The organism is Burkholderia sp. 9777_1386, assembly GCF_015712265.1.
Lineage (GTDB): Bacteria > Pseudomonadota > Gammaproteobacteria > Burkholderiales > Burkholderiaceae > Burkholderia > Burkholderia cenocepacia.
In genome coordinates this window covers 197,789-219,390 of the sequence record NZ_JACCQB010000005.1, presented here as the reverse complement: position 1 = coordinate 219,390, position 21,602 = coordinate 197,789, and the positions used below count along the sequence as shown (strand labels likewise).

Genomic DNA, 21,602 nt, shown 5'->3' with positions numbered 1-21,602 from the left:
CACATGGCGCTCAAAGAGCTAACACCGGGTGAATTCGCCCGGCAATACAGCCTTCGGCCCACGGCCGAAGGCTCATGAAAGACCGAACACTAACGCTCGGTACTGTCCAAGAAATCCAAGCGGTTCATGTAAAACACCCCAAAGGTTGGACGGGTGTCCAACTTTTGGGGTGCAGTTCATTCGGGCGCCTTTTTCGTTTGCGATGCGTGGGCCGGTCAGGCCGTGCGCGCGCGTTGCGCGATCCCGTCGAGCAGCACGTCGAGCATCGTGTCGTGCACGACGGCCGGATCGAGTTGCGCATAGAGCGGGGCGGCCGACTTGACGAGCGGATGCCCGGCGTCGGACAGCGCGTGCATTTCCGCGAGTTCGACGTCGTTCGCGGCACGCGTGAGGCCGCCCGTTTCGGCGGCGGCGAGGCCGATCACGCTCGCGTACCAGCCGACGCATACCGCCGGCAGCGCCGCACGCGGGATGCCGGCGTCGGTCAGCGCGCGATGCACGGCCTCGATGTGCGCGAGATCGGCCGGCCCCGTACTCATGTGCCGCTGCAGCAGCGCGAACGCGGCCGGGTAGCGCAACGCGAGTGCGCGGTACTGACGCGCGAGGTCGCGCAGCCGTTCGCGCCACGGCAGGGAAGGATCGACCGGCACGAGCGAGCGCGACAGCGCATTCGCGATCGCGCGGCTCAGGCCTTCCTTCGACTTGAAGTGATACAGCACGCTCATCGGGTCGCAGCCGACCGACTGCGCGAGCTTGCGCACGCTGAACGCGGCTTCGCCGACGTCTTCGAGCAGCGCGAGCGCGGCCGCGACGATCGCGTCCTTGTCGAGGCCGCGCGGCCCCTGGGCAGGTTTGTCTTTCATCGAGACGGGCTGGCAGGCCGGCACGGCGCCAGTTGTAAACTTGACGAAAGCTTATTCTACACTGTAGAATTATTTCTGCGGTGTAGAAATTGGGTGTCCCGGCACCTTTCAATACGTGCTTTCGCACAGTCCGGGATCCAGGCGGCACGAGCGTGCCCGCCGTCAACACGGGCCATCGCGCCCCCTTTCTCGTTGACACCCATGTGGAACCGGCTGCCCCCACCCGCGAAGCCAGCAGGCTCATCGACAGGCGGCCCAAGACCATGCAAGTGCAATCATGACGTCCAACAACAAACCCCTGATCCAGGGAGAAGCGCGTTTCGAGCAAACGCAACTGAACATCGAAAAAGACAACTGGAACTGGTGCGATCCGGCCCGCTACGACGGCGAGCATCCGGCGAACTGGTACGAAGCGTCGCTGTCGCGCCATGAAAACAGCGCGCCGCTCGCGCATGACATCGTGTGCGACGTGCTCGTGATCGGCGCGGGCTTGCTCGGCGCGTCGGCCGCGCTGCATCTCGCGCAAGCGGGCGTCGACACGATCCTCGTCGACAAGCATCACGTCGGTTCGGCCGCGTCGGGCCGCAACGGCGGCCAGCTGACGCCCGGCCTCGCGCGCTGGGAAGCCGCCGACATGATCGACCACCTGGCGCACGACGACGCGAAGCGGCTGTGGCGCTTCGCGTCGGCCGAGTCGATGGACCTGATCGACGAGATCGGCGCGCGTTACGCGCTCGATCTCGACCGCAAGCGCGGCCACGTGACGGCGGCGGTTCACCCCGGCCACATGAGCGCGCTGCTCGACGGCGCGGATGCGCGCCGTCATCTCGGCGATGCGGGCGTGACGCTCGTCGGCCGCCATCAGCTGCACGACGAATACGTGCGCTCGGGGCTGTACCACGGCGCGGCGATCGACGCGATCGGCGGGCAGATCCATCCGCTCGCGCTGGTGCGCGGCCTCGTGCACGGCTTCCGGCTGAACGGCGGCGCGCTGTACGAGGGCACCGAAGTGCTCGAGCTCGACGAGACGCCAGCGGGCGTCGTCGCGACGACGCCGGGCGGCACGATCACCGCGCGTCGCGGCGTCGTGCTCGCGCTGCACAACACGACGTTCCGGCTGCTCGACGACGGCGCGGCGACCACCGTGCCGTTCTTCACCTACGTGAGCGTGACGGCGCCGCTCGACGTCGACGTTGCGACGCTGATGCCGGCCGGGATGCCGGTGTACGACACGCAGTTCCAGATCGACTACTACCGGCCGGTGCGCGGCAACCGGCTGCTGTTCGGCGGGCAGGGCACCGGCACCTGCTGGGCGCAGCCCGACGTCAACGCGTATCTGCTGACGCGGCTGAACACGGTGTTTCCGCAGCACGACGGCCGCTTCGCGCTCGACTACTGCTGGAGCGGCGTCAGCGACTTCACGCTGAACGGGGCGACCGACAGCCGCAAGACCGACGGCCGCGTGCCGATGTACATGGTGCAGGGCTGGAGCGGGCACGGCGTCGCGCAGACGGTGCGGATCGGCAAGGCGATCTGCGACGATTTCGTCGGTCGCAACGACGATTTCTCGATGCTCACGGGCATCGACCATCGCGCGATTCCGCTCGGCCGGCAGTTGTCGCCGATCGCGATTCCGGCCGCGAAGGCGGCGATGAGCGTGATGAGCGCCCTCAACCCGGGGCGGATGATTTCGTTCTGATCGTCCGACAAGCAAAAAGCCCGATGCGATTGCTCGCATCGGGCTTTTTTCGTCAGGCGGCGGCGCTTACGCGATCCGCTTCGCGAGTTCGACGGCCTTGCCGATGTACGACGCCGGCGTCATCGCGAGCAGGCGCTCCTTCGCATCCTGCGGGATCGCCAGCGTGCCGACGAATTCCTGCAGCGCCTCGCGCGTGATGCCCTTGCCGCGCGTCAGTTCCTTCAGCTGCTCGTACGGGTTCTCGATGCCGTAGCGGCGCATCACCGTCTGCACCGGCTCGGCGAGCACTTCCCAGCAGTTGTCGAGGTCTTCGTTCAGGCGCTGCGGGTTCACTTCGAGCTTGTCGAGGCCGCGGATCAGCGAGTCGTACGCGAGCAGCGAGTAGCCGAGCGCGACGCCCATGTTGCGCAGCACCGTCGAGTCGGTCAGGTCGCGCTGCCAGCGCGACACCGGCAGCTTGTCGGCGAGGTGGCGCAGCGTCGCATTCGCGAGGCCGAGGTTGCCTTCCGAGTTCTCGAAGTCGATCGGGTTGACCTTGTGCGGCATCGTCGACGAGCCGATTTCGCCGGCTTTCGTCTTCTGCTTGAAGTAGCCGACCGAGATGTAGCCCCACACGTCGCGGTCGAGGTCGAGCAGGATCGTGTTCGCGCGGGCGACCGCGTCGAACAGTTCGGCCATGTAGTCGTGCGGCTCGATCTGGATCGTGTACGGGTTGAACGTGAGCTTCAGGCGGTTTTCGATCACGTCGCGCGAGAACGCTTCCCAGTCGAATTCCGGATACGCGGACAGGTGCGCGTTGAAGTTGCCGACCGCGCCGTTCATCTTGCCGAGGATCTCGACCTTCTCGATGCGCGTGATCGCGCGGGCGAGGCGGGCCGCGACGTTCGCGAGTTCCTTGCCGAGCGTCGTCGGGCTGGCCGGCTGGCCGTGCGTGCGCGACAGCATCGGCTGTTCGGCGTGGGCGTGCGCGAGCGCGACGAGGCGCTGGTAGACCGTGCGCAGCGCCGGCAGGATCACGTGTTCGCGCGCGCCGGCGAGCATCATCCCGTGCGACGTGTTGTTGATGTCCTCGGACGTGCACGCGAAGTGGATGAATTCGCTCGCCTTCTCGAGTTCGGCCTGGCCCTTCACCGATTCCTTCAGCCAGTATTCGACGGCCTTCACGTCGTGATTCGTCACGCGCTCGATTTCCTTGATGCGCGCGGCGTCGTGCGCGGTGAAGCGCTCGGCGAGCTGCAGCAGGAACTGTTCCGACGCATCGGAGAAGCGCGGGACTTCCGCGAAGCCGGCGCGCGACAGCGCGATCAGCCAGTGCACCTCGACGGTGACGCGGTGGCGCATGAAAGCGGCTTCGGAGAGCCAGTCGCGCAGCGCTTCGGTCTTGCTGGCGTAGCGGCCGTCGATGGGCGAGAGCGCGGTGAGGGCGAAAAGCGTATCGGGACGAGTGTCGGACATGATCGGGCGGGCCTTGGGGCCGGGTCGAGCGAGGGGAAGGAGAATCCGGCATTTTACCATTGGCGCGGGCCGATCCCGGCCGAACCGGTCCGGCCGCGGTGGCCGCGGGCGCGCGACGCCCGGGCGGCGCCGCAGCGACGCGCCAATGGCCGGCCGGCGGGCGCCCGCGCCGGCTCGCCGGGCCGCGCTCGACACCGCCGGCCGGGTCCGCCCGCCGGTAGAATGCAGGCTTCTTCCCGACCGCCGCCCGCCTGCATGGAACTGAAATGGCTCGAAGACTTCGTCTCCCTCGCGGAAACGCGCAGCTTTAGCCGGTCCGCCGAGCTGCGGCACGTGTCGCAGCCGGCGTTTTCGCGGCGTATCCAGGCGCTCGAGGCGTGGCTCGCGACCGAGCTGATCGATCGGTCGGTCTATCCGACGCGGCTCACGCAGGCCGGACAGATCTTCTACGAGCAGGCGCTGACGATGCTGTCGCAGGCGCACGAGGCGCGCACGCTGCTGCGTGGCCACGTCGGCGCGCCGGTGCCGACGATCGAATTCGCGGTGCCGCACACGCTGTCGCTCACGTATTTCCCGCGCTGGCTGCAGCGGATCGAGGCGAAGATGGGCCAGGTTCACACGCGGCTGCGCGCGCTGAACGTGCACGACGCGGTGCTGTCGCTCGTCGAGGGCGGCTGCGATCTCGTGATGGGCTACCACCACCCGAGCCACCCGGTCGCGCTCGACCCGGCGCGCTACGACATGCTGATCCTCGGCAGCGAGCCGATCAGCCCGTTCTCGGCGCCCGGCCGCGCGGGCCGGCCGCGCCATACGCTGCCGGGCGCGGCCGACGCGCGCGTGCCGTACCTGTCGTATACGCCGAACGCGTATCTCGGCCGGATGACCGAAGTCATCATCGCGAATGCGCCGACCCGGCTGTTCCTCGATCGCGTGTACGAAACCGACATGGCCGAAGGGCTGAAGGCGATGGCGCTCGCGGGGCACGGCGTCGCGTTCCTGCCGCACAGCGCGGTCGACGATGCGGTCGCGGGCGGCCGGCTGATCCGGCTCGACCGGTCGGCGCGCGGCGCGCATCCGTTCACGCTGACGATGGAGATCCGGCTGTACTGCGACAAGCTCGCGCTGCAGGGCGACGAGCCGCGGCAGAAACTGGTGCGCGCACTGTGGGACGTCGTGCGTGACGAACTGCGCGACACAGCCGGCGACACGGCGGATTAACCGCCGGCGGTTAATCCGCCAACCGGGCCCGGCCGGCCAACGGCGGCCTTGCGGCGCCTGTCGGACGGCGGTCCGGCGGGCGGCATGCATCCACGCCATCCGATTTTTCGCGAACGCGATGCACGGCCGATCGCGGCCGTTCTTGCGCAAATCGACCGCGGATTTGCGAAAAATCGCGATCATGCAAGAAACGCATAATCGAATAAACAAACGGCATTGGATAAAAAAAACGGGTTTTTCGACAATGTGCGCAATCCGTTGAACGTTGGAGCATCCATGTCTTCGCAACAGCAGTCCATCCCGTCCTACCTGCACGCCGACGATCTCGGCCCGTGGGGCAACTACCTTCAGCAGGTCGATCGCGTCGCGCCGTACCTCGGTTCGCTGTCGCGCTGGCTCGAAACGCTGAAGCGCCCGAAGCGCATCCTGATCGTCGACTGCCCGATCGAGCTCGACAACGGCACCGTCGCGCACTTCGAAGGCTATCGCGTGCAGCACAACGTGTCGCGCGGCCCGGGCAAGGGCGGCGTGCGCTACCACCAGGACGTGACGCTGTCGGAAGTGATGGCGCTGTCGGCATGGATGTCGGTGAAGAACGCGGCCGTGAACGTGCCGTACGGCGGTGCGAAGGGCGGCATCCGCGTCGACCCGCGCAAGCTGTCGCGTGGTGAGCTCGAGCGCGTGACGCGCCGCTACACCAGCGAAATCGGCATCATCATCGGGCCCAACACCGACATTCCGGCACCGGACGTCAACACCAACGAACAGGTGATGGCGTGGATGATGGACACGTACTCGATGAACCAGGGCCAGACGTCGACCGGCGTCGTGACCGGCAAGCCGATCTCGCTCGGCGGTTCGCTCGGCCGCAAGGAAGCAACGGGCCGGGGCGTGTTCGTCGTCGGTTCGGAAGCGGCGAAGAAGAAGGGCCTCGAGATCGAAGGCGCGCGCATCGCGGTGCAGGGCTTCGGCAACGTCGGCGGCATCGCGGCGAAGCTGTTCCAGGAAGCGGGTGCGAAGGTGATCGCGGTGCAGGATCACACGGGCACGATCTACCAGCCGGCCGGCCTCGATTCGAACAAGCTGCTCGACCACGTCGCACGCACGGGCGGCGTCGCGGGCTTCGAAGGCGCCGAGCCGATGCCGAACGACGAGTTCTGGACGGTCGAGACCGACATCCTGATCCCGGCGGCACTGGAAAACCAGATCACCGAGAAGAACGCGGCGAAGATCCGCACGAAGATCATCGTCGAAGGCGCGAACGGCCCGACGACGACGGCGGCGGACGACATCCTGAGCGCGAACGGCGTGCTGGTGATCCCCGACGTGATCGCGAACGCGGGCGGCGTGACCGTGTCGTACTTCGAGTGGGTGCAGGATTTCTCGAGCTTCTTCTGGACGGAAGACGAGATCAACCATCGTCTCGAACGCGTGATGCGCGAAGCGTTCGCCGGCGTGTGGGCGGTCGCGGAAGAGCACAAGGTGACGGTGCGTACGGCGGCGTTCATCGTCGCGTGCAAGCGCATCCTGATGGCGCGCGAAATGCGCGGCCTCTACCCCTGATCGTCGACTATGATCGATTCATGACGCAATCCACCCGATTGCGGATATGAACCCTCGCGGGCGGTGCCGGATCCGGCATCGCCCGCGCGCGCATTCGGAGCGCCCGAAGCCTGGAGGAAGGCTTCGCACAGGGCGATTCGTAGTGCGGTAAACAACCAGTACTTTCAAAAATATTACTTTGATACACTGGCGCGGGTTTTAGCCAAGGAGATGACCAAAATGAAATTCCACAAGGCAGTCCTGACGGTCGCGGCGCTTTGCGCGTTCGCAAGCGGCGCGCATGCTCAGGAGACGGGCACGCTGAAGAAGATCAAGGACACGGGCGTGATCGCGCTGGGCCACCGCGAATCGTCGATTCCGTTCTCCTATTACGACCAGAACCAGCAGGTGGTCGGCTATTCGCGCGAGTTCCAGCTGAAGGTGGTCGACGCGGTGAAGAAGAAGCTGAACCTGCCGAACCTGCAGGTGAAGAACATCCCCGTCACGTCGCAGAACCGTATTCCGCTGGTGCAGAACGGCACGGTCGACATCGAGTGCGGCTCGACGACCAACAACCTCGAGCGCCAGCAGCAGGCTGCGTTCTCCGACACGATCTTCGTGATCGGCACGCGCCTGATGACGAAGAAGGATTCGGGCGTCAAGGATTTCGCCGACCTGAAGGGCAAGACGGTCGTGACGACGGCCGGCACGACGTCGGAGCGCCTGCTGCGCAAGATGAACAACGACAAGCAGCTCGGCATGAACATCATCAGCGCGAAGGATCACGGCGACTCGTTCAACACGCTGGAATCGGGCCGCGCGGTCGCATTCATGATGGATGACGCGCTGCTCGCGGGCGAGCGCGCGAAGGCGAAGCAGCCGGGCGAATGGGTGATCGTCGGCACGCCGCAATCGGAAGAGGCTTACGGCTGCATGATGCGCAAGGGCGACGCCGACTTCAAGAAGGTCGTCGACGACGCGATCTCGCAAGTCGAGAAGTCGGGCGAAGCCGCGAAGATCTACGCGAAGTGGTTCGAGAACCCGATCCCGCCGAAGGGGCTGAACCTGAACTTCCCGCTGTCCGATTCGATGAAGAAGCTGTACGCGAACCCGAACGACAAGGCGCTCGACTGACCACACGGCCGTTGATGCAGAAATGACGCTACTGAAACGGAAGAGGCCACGCTTCTTCCGTTTCTTTTTGCTGGAGTCTTGCCCATGTCTTACCACTGGAACTGGGGCATCTTTCTGAGCCCCGTGTCGACCGGCGAGCCGACGACTTATTTCGGATGGCTGATGTCCGGCTTCTGGGTGACGATCGAAGTGTCGCTCGTCGCCTGGGTCATCGCGCTGATCGTCGGGTCGCTGTTCGGCGTGCTGCGCACCGTGCCGAACAAATGGCTGTCCGCGATCGGTACCGTGTACGTGTCGATCTTCCGGAACATTCCGCTGATCGTGCAGTTCTTCGTCTGGTATCTCGTGATACCCGAGTTGCTGCCTGCGTCGATCGGCACCTGGATCAAGCAGTTGCCGCCGACCACGCAGTTCTTTACCGCGTCGATCGTCTGTCTCGGCCTGTTCACGGGCGCGCGCGTGTGCGAACAGGTGCGTTCGGGGATCAACGCGCTGCCGAAGGGCCAGCGCGCGGCCGGCCTCGCGATGGGTTTCACGCAATGGCAGACGTACCGCTACGTGCTGCTGCCCGTGGCATACCGGATCATCGTGCCGCCGCTCACGTCGGAATTCCTGAACATCTTCAAGAACTCCGCCGTCGCGTCGACGATCGGTCTGCTCGACCTGTCCGCGCAGGCGCGCCAGCTCGTCGACTACACCGCGCAGACCTACGAGTCGTTCATCGCGGTCACGCTCGCCTACGTGCTGATCAACCTCGTCGTGATGGCGTTCATGCGCTGGATCGAAGGCCGTACGCGGCTGCCCGGCTATATCGGAGGCAAGTGATGCATCAGTTCGACTGGAGTAGTATTCCCGGCGCGCTGCCGACGCTGTGGTCGGGGGCGGTCGTCACGTTCAAGATCACGCTGATCGCGATCGTGGTCGGGATCGTCTGGGGCACGCTGCTGGCGCTGCTGCGGCTGTCCGGCGTCAAGCCGCTCGCATGGTTCGCGAAGGCGTACGTGACGGTGTTCCGCTCGATCCCGCTCGTGATGGTGCTGCTGTGGTTCTTCCTGATCGTGCCGCAGGTGCTGCAGGGCGTGCTCGGGCTGTCGCCGACGATCGACATCCGCCTTGCCTCGGCGATGGTCGCGTTCTCGTTGTTCGAAGCCGCGTATTATTCCGAGATCATCCGCGCCGGCATCCAGGCGGTGCCGCGCGGGCAGGTGAATGCCGCGTTCGCGCTCGGCATGAACTACGCGCAGGCGATGCGCCTCGTGATCCTGCCGCAGGCGTTCCGCGCGATGGTGCCGCTGCTGCTCACGCAGGCGATCGTCCTGTTCCAGGATACGTCGCTCGTGTACGTGATCAGTCTCGCGGACTTCTTCCGCACGGCCGCCAACATCGGCGATCGCGACGGCACGACCGTCGAGATGGTCCTGTTCGCCGGCGCATGCTATTTCGTGATTTGCTCGTTGGCGTCTGCTCTCGTCAAGGGTCTCCAGAAAAAGGTCACAAGATGATTTCCATCAAGAACGTTTCGAAGTGGTACGGCCAGTTTCAGGTCCTCACCGAATGCACGACCGAGGTCAAGAAAGGCGAGGTGGTCGTCGTGTGCGGGCCGTCGGGCTCGGGCAAGTCGACGCTGATCAAGACCGTGAACGGCCTGGAGCCGTTCCAGCAGGGCGAGATCCTCGTGAACGGCCAGTCGGTCGGCGACAAGAAGACGAACCTGTCGAAGCTGCGCTCGAAGGTCGGGATGGTGTTCCAGCATTTCGAGCTGTTCCCGCACCTGTCGATCACCGAGAACCTGACGCTCGCGCAGATCAAGGTGCTCGGCCGCGGCAAGGACGAAGCGGCGGAGAAGGGCATGAAGCTGCTCGATCGCGTCGGCCTGAAGGCGCATGCGCACAAGTATCCGGGCCAGTTGTCGGGCGGCCAGCAGCAGCGTGTCGCGATCGCGCGCGCGCTGTCGATGGACCCGATCGCGATGCTGTTCGACGAGCCGACGTCCGCGCTCGATCCCGAGATGATCAACGAAGTGCTCGACGTGATGGTCGAACTCGCGCAGGAAGGGATGACGATGATGGTCGTCACGCACGAGATGGGCTTCGCGAAGAAGGTCGCGCATCGCGTGATCTTCATGGACAAGGGCGCGATCGTCGAGGACGACCGCAAGGACGATTTCTTCTCGAATCCGAAATCGGAACGCGCGAAGGACTTCCTCGCGAAGATCCTGCACTGATGAGCGTTCGCGCGTTTTGGCGCGCGACCATGCGAAAACCGCCCGGCAGGCAGCCGGGCGGTTTTTTTTCGTCCGCCGCCGGGCGTTACCAGCTGTACCGGTAGCCGACCTGCCCGACGATCCCGCGCCGGTAGTCACCGCCGATGTTGCGCGCGATCTTCGCGTTCGCGTACAGCTCGCCCGACTTGCCGAAGCCGGCGGTCACGCCGACGCCGAGCTCGTACCAGGTGCGCCCGAGATGCGTGGCGAACGGCGTGCCGCCGACGACGGTCTGCCCCGGCGACAGGAAGTCGTGCAGCACGTCGGCCGTGAAGTACGGCGTCGCGGCGCCGCCGCCCGCGTCCGACTGGAGGTTCGGCCGGAAGATGCGCACGCCGACGCGGCCGCGCAGCGCATGCGTCGTCGTGCCCGATACGGCCGACACGTTGTCGTTGAACCCGTTCAGCTTCAGGTATTGATACATCAGCTGCGCCTGCGGCTCGATCGCGACGGGGAACGTGCCGATCGCGAACGGCTTGCCGACTTCCTGCGACAGCGCGACGCCGAAGCCGTTCTGCGACGCTTCGTTGCCGTAGCTGTCGCGATAGCGGTTGCCGTAGTGCGTGACCTGCCCGACGCTGTCGAAGTAGGTGCCGTCGGACAGGTAGCGGGTCCAGTAGCCGCCGACGCTCTGTGCATGCATCTCGACCGAGCCCGTCGACGTCGACAGGTTCGGCGAGCCGGCGCGCGCCATGTCGCTGAAGCTCGCATTCGACACGCCGATGCTGGCCGTCACGCCCGCATGCGTGCTGCCGGCGCCGCCCGGTGCCTGGTCGAGGGTCCAGTCCTTGCCGAACTGCGCGAAGAACGTGCGTTCGTCGGCCGAGAAGCGACCCGCGTTCGCATCGAGACTCTGGCCGCCGATGCGCCCCCACACGCCGTCGCGATTGCCGGGCTGTTGCTTCTCGACGTTGTAGAGGTCGCCGACGCGCTCGTGCAGCCTGCCGAGCGTCGAGAAGCCGTAGTCTGCGTTCAGCAGCGGCGTCATCGCGTAGCCGGAGACGCCCGGACGATACGCGAGCGCGCCGCCGTTGCCGTTGCCGTTTCCATTCCCGTTGCTGCCGCCGTCGCCGCCGCCGGACGGGTGGATCGGGTCGACCGGGTCGAGCTGCGAACGCAGGTACCAGCCGTTCGCATCGCCTTGCCCGCCGCGATAGAGCCGGTATTCGTACGCGCCGGCCTGTACCGGGCCGGCGAGATGGAACGCCGACGCGGTGGTCGTGCCGCCGTTGGCCGTGACGACCACGGCAATCCCGTCGCCGGTCGTCTGCGCGCCGGCGCCGGCCGTGTTGGCGATCTTCAGGCCGGTCGTGCCGGTCGCCGCGCCGCCGTTCACGATCAGCCGGTCGGTCGGCGATGCGTCGGCGCCGAGATACGTGTTCAGCGCGATCGTGCCGCCGTTGCCGACGTAGCCGCCGGTCGTCAGCGTCTTGTAGCTGCCCGTCAGCGTCGGCGAGCCGGTCGGCGCGGCGAACGCGACGAGGCCCGCGTTGGTCAGGCTGCTCAGCACCGAGCTGCCCGTCATGCGCCACGTGCTCGTGCCGTCGACGGTCAGTGCGACCGGGTCGATCTTGCCGGTCAGCGTGGTGCCGTTCGCGAGGAACACGTTGCCGGTGCTCGACGCGTCCGACACGATGTCGCCCGCGAGGTTGACCGCCGATGCGCTGAACGTCACGTTGCTGCCGTTCGTGAGATTCAGCAGCGTGCCGTTGCCGGCCGTCACGACCGTGCCGTTGCGCACCGCGATGTCGGCCGTGCCGCCGCGCGCGGCGAAGGCCGGCCCGGTGGCGGACGTCATGCTGCCGCCGTCGACGAGCACCGAGCTGGTCGCGCCGTTCGCGAGCGTGTCCGACGTCAGCACGCCGGCCGTCGCGCCCGTGAGCGCCGTGCCGGTCAACGCGAGCACGCCGCCGCTGTTCGCGGTGGCGCCGTTGCCGGCCGCGCTGGCGAGCGACGAACCCGTATCGGCGATGCGGCCGCCGTTTTGCGCGACGATGCCGTCGGCCGCATTGCCCGACGCGGTGACTTTCGCGCCCGACAGCAGGGCTGTCGCGCCACCGTCCATGATGATCGCATGCGCGTTCGCGCCGGTCGTCGCGATGGTCGTCCCGTTGGCCGTGAGCGTGGAGTCGGCGCCCGACACGGACACGCCGCGCGCATCGGCCCCCGCCGTGCGGACGACCGTGGCCGCATCGGTCGCGATACGCGCGCCGGCGCCGGTCGACGTGAGGCCGTCGGCGCCGTTGCCGGTCGTAGCGACCTGCGTGCCGGACAGCGCGATCGTTGCATTCGCACCCAGGTTGCGGACCCCGCTGCCCGAGCCGCCGACCGCGATCGACGTCGCGCCGGCCGCGATGCCGCCGCCCGTGACGGTCGAGTCGATCAGCACGCCGTCGGCGTTGCCGTTCGCGATGACGGTGCCGGCGCCCGACAACGCGACCGATGCGCCGGCCCCCGTCAGACGCACGCCCGCGACACCGTCGTCGGCTTCGATCGAACCCGCATTGGCGAGCGTGGCCGACGCACCCTGCACGAGCGCGCCGGTGCCGTTGGTCACGCGGATCGTCGACGCGTTGTTCACCGTGCCGAGCGTGCCGGCCACGACGCCCGTCGAGCCGGCGCCGGTCAGCAGCACCGTGCTGCGGTTCTCGAGCGTGCCGAGATTCTGCGCGATGAAGCCGGTCACGCCGGCGGTCGACGACGTGACGGCCGCGTGGTTGGTCAGCGTCGTCGCGACCGGCGCGCCGGCATTCGCGCCGGCGAGGTCGTGCGCCTGCCCGTCGACGACGCCCGCGGTCGCGCCGGCCGCGTTCAGGTTGATCGTCGCGCCGGCGTCGATCGTGCCCTTCGCGCCGCCTTCGACCGCGATCGCGATGCCGTTCGCGCCGTTGACGTCGTAGACCGCGTTGCCGGTCGACAGCGTGGTGCCGGCGTCGGTTGCGAGTACGCCGCGCGAGCGCTGGCCGTTGACGTCGGTCGTCAGCACGCCGGCCGTCGATGCACCCGTGTAGGCCGCGCCACCCGCGACGCGGAACAGCGTCGAATCGTCGGTGTCGACGCTCAGGTGCTGCGCGGCGACGTTGATTTTCGAGCCCGCGCCGTAGGCGTAGAAGCCGATCTGGTTGGTGCCGGACATGAAGGCCGGCACGGCGTTCGCGCCGACGTCGATCGTCGCGCCCGAACGCGCATGCACGCCGATCGCGCCCGCGCCCGTCAGGTTCAGCGCGCCGTCGAGCGTGGCCTTCGCGAGCGGCCCCTCGGCCCAGACGCCATAGTTGCGCGTGCCCGACGCAGGATCGAGGCCACCCGCCACGTTGATCGTGCCGGTCGACGTCGCGGCCGTCGCGTTCGTGCCGGTGCCGACGACCATCATGCCGATGCCGTTCACGCCATTCAGCGTGATCGTGCCCGTGTTGGTCACGGTCGCGGCGGTGTTGGCCGCCAGCATGCCGACGTTGGCGAGCGGCGTGCCGGCCGCGGCGCCGTTGACGACGATCGCGCCCGCGTTGGTCAGCGTGCCGGAAGTCGAGCCGATGCTCGCCAGCGCGGCGCCGTTCTGGGTCTGCGTGCCGATCACGATCGTGCCGAGATTGGTCGCGGTGCCCGACGCGCCGAGCAGGATGCCGTACGCGTGCGCGGCGAGCGCGACGTCGTTCGTCGCTTCGGGCGCGGCGACGTCGTACTGCGCGGCGCGGCCGAGATAGATCGTGCCGCCGGCTTCGTTCGTGAAGCTGCCGCCGGCGACGAGGCCGCCGATCACCTGGCTGTCCAGCGTCGTCGCGTTGACGCCGACGTTGATCGTGCCGGCGTTCGACGCGTGCGCGCCGTCCGTCGCGGCCACCGCGTAGTTCTGCAGGTCGAGCCGGTTGCGGGTGAGATCCCACGCGCCGACGTTCATCACGCCGTTGTTGACGAACGTGGTGCCCGCGCCGTTCGCATACACGCCGCTGCCTTCGACATACGTGCCGAGCCCGAAGTTGTCGGGCCGGGCGGTGCCCGTGTCGACGTTGTCGCCGGCCGTGTAGCCGGATGAGATCGTGCCGTTGTTGACGCCGCTCGCGCCGCTCAGCAGGCGCACCAGCGTGAAGTCGCCCGACAGGCGCCCGTCGTTGACGAAGTGCGCGCCGTTCTCCGCGACGACCGCCGCGCTCGCGTCGATCGTGTTGGAGCCGCGGAAGTCGATCTGGCCGTCCTTGCCGATGTGCAGCGTCGCGTTTGCGCCCGTGCCGTGCATCGCGGACGGGTAGTTCCGGGGCAGCGCGTTCTTGTCGCCGGGCGACACGTTGTTCGCATACTCGAAGGTCTGCGGGGAGAGCGTCACGGCCTGGCCGAATGCGTTGTCGTAGGCGGTCTGCGAGCCGAGCGCGCCGTTGCGGACCGAACGCACGAGAAAGTCGTTGTACGCGGCGAGCGACGCGGCATCGGTGACGGTCCACGTGCTGCCGTCGAACGCGGTGAAGGTGCCGGCGTAGGTCGGCACGTCGAGCTGGATGCTGCCGACGGGGCCGCCGCTCGCGAGATAGTCGCCGGTGATGAACCAGATCTGGTTGCGCGAATTCCAGTTGATGACGCTCGGGACCGAGCCGGTGCCGTCCGCGTAGGTGAGATCGCTCTGCTTGGCCGCGATCGTCATCACGTTGCCGGTCGCCGCGGGCGCGTTCGCCGCGTTGCCGATCGAGACGTCGAGCGTGCCGCCCGAGCTTGCGACCGTGCCGATCCGCGTGTTCACGTACTGGTCGCCGCTCACGTCGTGGTACACCTGCACGACGGTCGAGCCGGCGTTCGACGACACGAACGCGGACGAGTCGTAGGTGGCGACGGACGTGCGACCGCCCGTGATCGAATCGGGGGTGCCGACGCTTTGCGTCTTGCCGCCGAGCGTGACCAACGGCTGATTCGGGTTGCCCGAAATGATGGACGTGTTGGCGAGCGGCATCGGCGTGTAGCCCATGTCGCCGATCGCGCCCGTCCAGGCGCCCGTCAGGCCGACCCGGTCGCCGCCCGACACGGTCGTGGCGCCGACGAGGTCGTTGTTGACGGTCGGGTTGAAACTGTCGAGCACGCAGGTGCCGCCGCTCGCGATTGCGGCGCCGTTGCCGCAGGTCGACGCGTGTACGGTGCCGACCGACAGCGCGGCCAGGGCGGCGCCGAGCGCCGCGACGCGCAGTGGCGACCGGCGCACGGCGTGACGCGTTGCCTCGTGCGCGGTGCGGCGACTTGCCCCCGATGCGCTGCCCGAGCGCTTGCCGCGCGCCCGGGTCGTTTCCGCCACCGCGACCCAGCAGCCGGCGGCCTCGCTCCATATCGATCGAAATGAGTGATTCACGACATACCCCTCTTTCTTCTTTTGACGTGGCATTCGCCGCCATTCGGCGAATTCGCATTCCGCGGTGGGGAAATAATCCGAAGGGGCGTGCGGCGGCTATGGCTGCGTGTCGCGCCAATCGTGTTTAGTTACACCGAGGATGGGCGGAGTCTACTGATTCGAATGGGCGTCGATTATCGATAAACTGGAAACTGTAATGATGCGAACCGTAGTGCGTGGTATTTTTGATTTGTGTGGGTAATCGAACCGAAAGCTATGATGGAGGCGGGTTTGGGCGGTGGGTGTGAGAATCCGGTAGGGTGACCGGAGTAGGTGGGATAGCGCACGGTTCCGGCAGGCGTGGCGCGTTAAAATGCAGGTCCGGGATTTTGGTTTTAATTGGTGATTATTTTGTTTGCTGCATCTTTTATTTATTTTCGCTTGTAATTTAATAAAATCAAGCGAATGTTGCGTGGCATCGATTGATTGCGCCGACTGGTGCTCGAAATGGAACCCGATTGGCTGGAGCCGAGCGATTTGCGCCGACGACGCGCGTCGTCGACAGTGCGGTATGACGCCTGCGCAGCCAGCAGAAAATGAGCAGAAAGCGGGCGCAGCCGATGCCGCGCCGGGCGTCAGAAATCGATCGCGTCGTCGGAATCGCCGTCGGCCGCGGTAGCGAGCGCTTCGCGAACCACCGCGCGCGGCGCGGACGCCGACGCGTCGAGTGACGGGTTGCGCAGCTTCTCGAGCACGCGCTCGGGCACCGGAATCTGCATCCGCGCGGCGACGTCGCCGCACTGGAACATGATCAGCTCGCCCGGCTCGAATGCGGTCCAGACTTCGTTGTCGGTGAGCGGCTGTGTCGCGATCACCGCGACGCGATCCTCGGGCGTCGTGTATTTGGCGAAGTCGATCGACAGGTCTTCGTCGACGAGATGCGCGGTCGAGAACGGCCAGCGCCGCACGAGGTAGTGCAGCCGCGTCGAGCAGTGCGCGAAGAGCGCCTGGCCGTTCGACATCAGGAAGTTGAACACGCCGTGATCGGTGATGCCGCGCGTCAGTTCGCCGACCCGCTCGAACAGCTCCGGCAGCGGCGGCTGCGCGCCGGGAAAGGCTTCGCGCAGCCCCTGCATCAGCACGCAGAACGCCTGTTCGCTGTCGGTCGTGCCGACCGGATGGTAGACGCTGCCGTCCATGTCCGGCGCGTAGTCCTGCAGGTCGCCGTTATGCGCGAAGATCCAGTGCCGGCCCCACAGTTCGCGCATGAAAGGATGGCTGTTCTCGAGCAGGATGTGCCCCTGCGTCGCCTTGCGGATGTGCGCGATCGTGTTCTTGGACTTGATCGGGTAGCGCTTCACCATTTCGGCGATCGGCGACGTGGCCGATGCCTGGTGATCGATGAAGAGGCGGCAGGCCTTGTCTTCGAAGAACGCGATGCCCCAGCCGTCGGCATGGTGATCGGTGAGCCCGCCCCGGGCCGCGAAACCTGTGAAGGAGAATGTGACGTCCGTCGGCGCGGCGCAGTTCATTCCTAGGAGTTGGCACATTTTACGTGGGGCGGCAGGCTGAAGCAGGGGGTAACGAACCGGGCGAACCCCGGTACAATGCGGCTTCTAGCATATCACCGAGCCCTGAGCGGTAAAAAGCGGATTCCGCTGGCCAAAGGCCCCGTGTTGCGGTTTGCCGTCAGTCGGCCCGCGCACGTGCGTTCCGGCCCCGCCGATGGCACGCCCGTTCCTCACGACGCCTCCTATGACTGCCTCGAACGCTTCTTCCCCGGCGACGCTTTCGCTCGCCCGTCCCGACGACTGGCACCTGCACCTGCGAGACGGCGACATGCTCGCCGCCGTGCTGCCGCACACCGCCCGCCAGTTCGGCCGCGCCATCGTCATGCCGAACCTGAAGCCGCCGGTCACGACCACCGCGCAGGCGCAGGCGTATCGCGAGCGCATCCTCGCCGCGCTGCCGGCCGGGATGACGTTCGAGCCGCTGATGACGCTGTACCTGACCGACAACACGCCGCCCGACGAAATCCGCCGCGCGCGCGAAAGCGGCTTCGTGCACGGCGTGAAGCTGTATCCGGCAGGCGCCACGACGAATTCCGACCATGGCGTCACCGATCTCGCGAAATGTGCGAAGACGCTCGAGGCGATGCAGGAAACCGGCATGCCGCTGCTCGTGCACGGCGAGGTGACCGATGCGTCGATCGACCTGTTCGACCGCGAGAAGGTGTTCATCGACCGCGTGATGACGCCGCTGCGCCGCGATTTCCCGGGCCTGAAGGTCGTGTTCGAACACATCACGACGAAGGACGCGGCCGACTACGTCCGCGATGCCGACGCGGCGCCCGGCCTGCTCGGCGCGACGATCACCGCGCATCACCTGCTGTACAACCGCAACGCGCTGTTCGTCGGCGGGATCCGCCCGCATTACTACTGCCTGCCGGTGCTGAAGCGCGAGACGCATCGCGTGGCGCTGGTCGAGGCCGCGACGTCGGGCAACCCGCGCTTCTTCCTCGGCACCGACAGCGCGCCGCACGCGCGCGACGCGAAGGAAACCACGTGCGGTTGCGCGGGCTGCTACACGGCGCTGCACGCGCTCGAGCTGTACGCGGAAGCGTTCGACACGGCCGGCGCGCTCGACAAGCTGGAAGGGTTCGCGAGCTTCTTCGGCGCCGATTTCTACGGGCTGCCGCGCAGCGCCGAGACGGTCACGCTGCGCCGCGAGCCGTGGGAACTGCCGCGCGAGATCTTCGCGGGCGAGACGCCGGTCGTGCCGCTGCGCGGCGGCGAGACGATCGGCTGGAAACTGGCGTGAGCTGCGCGCCACCGCGCGAACCGGGCCCCGCGGCCGGTCGCGCGGCGGCGGATTTCGCGCGGATCGACTGGTCCGCGCCGTGGCTCGCGCCTTACGCGGAGCCGGGCCGCGCGTGGCAGGCGGCTGCCCGTGCGCGCGCGGCCGCGCTGCTCGATGCGTTGAACGGCGCGTTGGATCGCGTATCGCGAGGCGGCGATCGCGTCACCGGTCGCGGCAGGCCGCTGCGCTTCGTGCCGCAGGCCGAACTGCCGCCCGGCGTCGCGTACGAGACCCATATTGCCGACACCGGGCGGGTGCCGACCCGCCACCATCTTCACGACTTCTTCAATGCGCTCGTCTGGTTCGCGTACCCGCGCACCAAGGCCGCGTTGAACGCGCGCCAGGCCGCGGCGATCGACGCGGCGGGCGGCGTCGGCCCGGTGCGCGGCACGTTGCGCGATGCGCTCACGTTGTTCGACGAGAACGGCGCGCTGTTCGTCACCGCCGACCGCGCGCTCGCCGACGCGCTGCGCGGCTTCGACTGGCCGCGGCTGCTGGTGAGCTCGCGCGATGCGTGGGGCACGCGTTGCGAAGCGCGGCTCGTCGGCCATGCGCTGCTCGAACAGCTCGTCGCACCGTACAAGTCCTGCACCGCGCACGCCTGGATCGTCGAAGTGAGCGCCGACTATTTTTCATGGCCCGACGCGCGACGGATCGCGCATGTCGACGCGCACATCGCCGCCGAACTGGCGACGCGCGCGCTGACGAGCCGCGACTTCGCGCCGCTGCCGGTGCTCGGCGTGCCGGGCTGGTGCGCGGCGAACGCCGACGCCGCGTTCTACGACGATCCGGCCGTGTTTCGCCGCGGCCGCCGCTCGCGCGCTGCCGACGGCGGCGCGCAGTGCTAGAATGCGCGTCGCAAAGCAGGCCAGGCAGTCGCGGCCTCGCCGTCTTCGGGCGCGCGGGGGCGAGGAAAGTCCGGACTCCACAGGGCAGGGTGATGGCTAACGGCCATCCGTGGCGACACGCGGAACAGGGCAACAGAAAGCAAACCGCCGATGGCCCGGCGCAAGCCGGGATCAGGTAAGGGTGAAACGGTGCGGTAAGAGCGCACCGCGGCGACGGCGACGTTCGCCGGCACGGTAACCTCCACCCGGAGCAATTCCAAGTAGGCAGGCGCGCATTTTCGGATGCAGGACGGGGCCCCCGTCTCGTCTGCGGGTAGGAAGCTTGAGCGCGTCAGCAATGGCGCGCCTAGAGGAATGACTGCCACGCGTTGCGTGCTTCGGTGCGCGGCGTGCACAGAATCCGGCTTATCGGCCTGCTTTGCCGTTCGAATGCGAAAGGGCCGGCGTCTCCTTGCGGAGCGCCGGCCCTTTTTTCTTGCGCGCCGTGCGGTCAGGCCGCGACGATGTCGAACGAATGCGTGAGTTCGGCCGTCTTCGCGATCATGATCGACGCGGAGCAGTACTTGTCGTGCGACAGGTTGATCGCGCGCTCGACCGTGGCCGGGTTCAGGTTGCGGCCCGTGACCGTGAAGTGGAAGTGCACCTTCGTGAACACCTTCGGATCTTCGCTCGCGCGCTCGGCCTTCAGCGTAACCGAGCAGCCGGTGACTTCCTGGCGGCTCTTCTTCAGGATCAGCACGACGTCATAGGCAGTGCAGCCGCCGGTGCCGAGCAGCACCATTTCCATCGGACGCGGCGCGAGGTTGTGGCCGCCGCCTTCCGGCGCGCCGTCCATCGTGACGAGGTGCCCGCTGCCGGTCTCGGCGGAAAACGCCATGCCGTCCTGGCCCATCCAGCTTACTTTGCATTCCATGCTTGCACTCCAGCGTTGCCTGATTCGGATTCGATCCGGCATTGTAGCCCGCGGTGCAACGATCGGCTGATGCGCTGCACGACGCGCCATGCCGGCGCCGCGCGAGCGGTGCGCCGGCCGATGATTTCCCTGCCGGATTTAGGGGTTTTGCTCTAGGCGAGGACGGTTTCAGGTCGCGTGTGGGGTGGTTATGTATATGATTTAAAAGAGAAAACTACCTTCCTCGGCTTGCCGATCGAAATCCCGCATCATGAGATTTGATTTCGCAATGCAAATTTTCTTGTGAAGTCGGCGGGGCATTCGTATAATGAGCCTCATTGGTTGTCGCGCTGCGGCAACCTCCGAATGTCTCCTCCACCCTCCTCCTAAGGTGGATTAAGCCCGAACCAGCCGTTCGGGCTTTTTTTCGTCCCATGCAAACATCGGCGCGCGGCTTGCGCGCGTCGGCACCGTTACGCCGGCTGGCGCGCAGCCGGCTGCGAGGTCGCGTCGGGCGGCGTGCCGCGCGAGCCGGCATCGGGCGCCGGCGCATGGGCGGCCGATGCGTGGCCGTGGCCGCGCGCGCAGAAGTGGCGGACGCGTTCGCGCACCGCGCGCAGGCGCGCGATACGATCTTCGGCATGGGCGGTTCGGGCCTCGGCGATGCGCGCATCGAGCGCGTCGAGCTTGGCTTCGCAGCCGGAGCGGGCGGCGACGGCGGGCGCCGCGGCGGCCAGCAGGGCGGCCGCGACGAAGGGCGTAAGTCGTTGTTTCATCATGCTGGTTTGTTGTTTTTCGGGTTCGGCCGGTCTGGCGCGGCAAGGTCATGTGCCGCGCGTCGAGGGGTGCCGCCGCAGGCGCTCGGTTCGCCTGGCTTGTCGGGGCACGACCGAATTTTGGCCCATTTCGGCCGCCACGAACACGGGACGTGGATTCTCTTTGACCACGCAACCGTATTTCCTTTATAATTCAGGGCTTTTCCGCATTCATGCCCACGGAAAAAGAACAGGGAGAGCCTGCACCGCGCCTCGAAGCGCACACAGACAAGCAGGAAGAACACATCGGGCAAAGCATTTTTTTTGGATCGATCATGAAGACGTTTTCCGCAAAAGCCCATGAGGTGACGCGCGAATGGTACGTGATTGACGCGACGGATAAGGTTCTCGGCCGTGTTGCCAGCGAAGTGGCACGCCGTCTGCGCGGCAAGCACAAGCCTGAGTTCACCCCGCACGTCGACACTGGTGATTTCATCATCATCATCAACGCGAGCAAGTTGAAGGTCACGGGCAACAAGACGCTGGACAAGAAGTACTACCGTCACTCGGGCTACCCGGGCGGTATCTATGAAACGACGTTCGGCAAGATGCAGGAACGCTTCCCGGGCCGCGCGCTCGAGAAGGCGGTCAAGGGCATGCTGCCGAAGGGCCCGCTCGGCTACGCGATGATCAAGAAGCTGAAGGTCTACGCAGAAGCGACGCATCCGCACTCGGCTCAACAGCCGAAGGCGCTCGAGATCTAAGGGGA

At 66.8% G+C, this 21,602-nt stretch carries 16 protein-coding genes and 1 other RNA gene; 11 read left to right on the top strand and 6 right to left on the bottom strand.

Annotation, left to right across the window (positions count from 1 at the left end):
- Positions 1 to 215 precede the first annotated feature (215 nt).
- Positions 216 to 863, bottom strand: coding sequence for a TetR/AcrR family transcriptional regulator (locus tag H0X91_RS06975; protein WP_006483411.1), 648 nt, complete (start codon positions 861 to 863; stop codon positions 216 to 218).
- A gap of 277 nt (positions 864 to 1,140) precedes the next feature.
- On the opposite strand from H0X91_RS06975, the gene H0X91_RS06970 reads away from it, so the two are divergent.
- Complete coding sequence (locus H0X91_RS06970) at positions 1,141 to 2,562, top strand: NAD(P)/FAD-dependent oxidoreductase (protein WP_048989326.1); 1,422 nt, start codon at positions 1,141 to 1,143, stop codon at positions 2,560 to 2,562.
- A gap of 66 nt (positions 2,563 to 2,628) precedes the next feature.
- On the opposite strand, the gene purB is transcribed toward H0X91_RS06970, so the two are convergent.
- Complete coding sequence (gene purB, locus H0X91_RS06965; RefSeq protein ID WP_006483408.1) at positions 2,629 to 4,017, bottom strand: adenylosuccinate lyase; 1,389 nt, start codon at positions 4,015 to 4,017, stop codon at positions 2,629 to 2,631.
- Between the two features lie 255 nt (positions 4,018 to 4,272).
- Here purB and H0X91_RS06960 point away from each other — a divergent pair, with 255 nt between their 5' ends.
- From H0X91_RS06960 to H0X91_RS06935, 6 genes are all read left to right on the top strand, one after another.
- Positions 4,273 to 5,235: a LysR substrate-binding domain-containing protein gene (locus H0X91_RS06960; RefSeq protein ID WP_006483851.1), complete on the top strand. Its 963-nt coding sequence runs from the start codon at positions 4,273 to 4,275 to the stop codon at positions 5,233 to 5,235.
- Between the two features lie 276 nt (positions 5,236 to 5,511).
- Positions 5,512 to 6,798: a Glu/Leu/Phe/Val family dehydrogenase gene (locus tag H0X91_RS06955; protein ID WP_006483853.1), complete on the top strand. Its 1,287-nt coding sequence runs from the start codon at positions 5,512 to 5,514 to the stop codon at positions 6,796 to 6,798.
- Between the two features lie 219 nt (positions 6,799 to 7,017).
- Positions 7,018 to 7,911 (top strand): glutamate/aspartate ABC transporter substrate-binding protein, encoded by an 894-nt coding sequence (locus H0X91_RS06950; RefSeq protein WP_006483860.1) that lies wholly within the window; start codon positions 7,018 to 7,020, stop codon positions 7,909 to 7,911.
- An 84-nt stretch (positions 7,912 to 7,995) separates the two neighbouring features.
- Entirely contained in the window at positions 7,996 to 8,736 is a 741-nt protein-coding gene (locus H0X91_RS06945) for an amino acid ABC transporter permease (protein ID WP_006483858.1), read from the top strand.
- On the top strand, positions 8,736 to 9,413 hold the full coding sequence (gene gltK, locus H0X91_RS06940; protein ID WP_006483854.1) for a glutamate/aspartate ABC transporter permease GltK: 678 nt from the start codon (positions 8,736 to 8,738) through the stop codon (positions 9,411 to 9,413). Before H0X91_RS06945 ends, gltK begins: the two co-directional genes overlap by 1 nt.
- Positions 9,410 to 10,135, top strand: a complete 726-nt coding sequence (locus tag H0X91_RS06935; protein WP_006492344.1) for an amino acid ABC transporter ATP-binding protein — start codon at positions 9,410 to 9,412, stop codon at positions 10,133 to 10,135. Before gltK ends, H0X91_RS06935 begins: the two co-directional genes overlap by 4 nt.
- An 85-nt stretch (positions 10,136 to 10,220) precedes the next feature.
- Here H0X91_RS06935 and H0X91_RS06930 read toward each other — a convergent pair whose 3' ends face one another.
- Together H0X91_RS06930 and H0X91_RS06925 are read right to left on the bottom strand one after the other, a co-directional pair.
- Complete coding sequence (locus tag H0X91_RS06930; RefSeq protein WP_196432922.1) at positions 10,221 to 15,500, bottom strand: autotransporter outer membrane beta-barrel domain-containing protein; 5,280 nt, start codon at positions 15,498 to 15,500, stop codon at positions 10,221 to 10,223.
- A gap of 614 nt (positions 15,501 to 16,114) precedes the next feature.
- Complete coding sequence (locus tag H0X91_RS06925; protein WP_006483857.1) at positions 16,115 to 17,029, bottom strand: class II glutamine amidotransferase; 915 nt, start codon at positions 17,027 to 17,029, stop codon at positions 16,115 to 16,117.
- A 205-nt stretch (positions 17,030 to 17,234) separates the two neighbouring features.
- Between H0X91_RS06925 and pyrC the strand changes: the two genes are divergently transcribed.
- The 3 genes from pyrC (at position 17,235) to rnpB (ending at position 19,610) form a co-directional block, all read left to right on the top strand.
- A complete protein-coding gene (pyrC, locus tag H0X91_RS06920) occupies positions 17,235 to 18,299 on the top strand; it encodes a dihydroorotase (protein ID WP_196432921.1) in 1,065 nt (354 codons plus the stop codon).
- Positions 18,296 to 19,186 carry a DUF3025 domain-containing protein gene (locus H0X91_RS06915; RefSeq protein WP_048987075.1) on the top strand — a complete coding sequence of 297 codons (891 nt, stop codon included), beginning with the start codon at positions 18,296 to 18,298 and terminating at the stop codon, positions 19,184 to 19,186. The genes pyrC and H0X91_RS06915 overlap by 4 nt, the downstream gene beginning before the upstream one ends.
- Positions 19,187 to 19,198: 12 nt before the next feature.
- Positions 19,199 to 19,610, top strand: an RNA gene (gene rnpB / locus H0X91_RS06910) — RNase P RNA component class A.
- 66 nt (positions 19,611 to 19,676) lie between these two features.
- Here the strand turns inward: rnpB and H0X91_RS06905 are convergent.
- Together H0X91_RS06905 and H0X91_RS06900 are read right to left on the bottom strand one after the other, a co-directional pair.
- Complete coding sequence (locus tag H0X91_RS06905) at positions 19,677 to 20,141, bottom strand: OsmC family protein (RefSeq protein WP_012492957.1); 465 nt, start codon at positions 20,139 to 20,141, stop codon at positions 19,677 to 19,679.
- Positions 20,142 to 20,551: 410 nt separating this feature from the next.
- The gene (locus H0X91_RS06900; RefSeq protein ID WP_012492956.1) at positions 20,552 to 20,857 is read right to left on the bottom strand and encodes a DUF1090 family protein; all 306 of its coding nucleotides are present in this window, start codon (positions 20,855 to 20,857) and stop codon (positions 20,552 to 20,554) included.
- Between the two features lie 311 nt (positions 20,858 to 21,168).
- Between H0X91_RS06900 and rplM the strand changes: the two genes are divergently transcribed.
- The gene (gene rplM / locus H0X91_RS06895) at positions 21,169 to 21,597 is read left to right on the top strand and encodes a 50S ribosomal protein L13 (RefSeq protein ID WP_009687896.1); all 429 of its coding nucleotides are present in this window, start codon (positions 21,169 to 21,171) and stop codon (positions 21,595 to 21,597) included.
- The last annotated feature ends 5 nt before the right edge of the window (positions 21,598 to 21,602 follow it).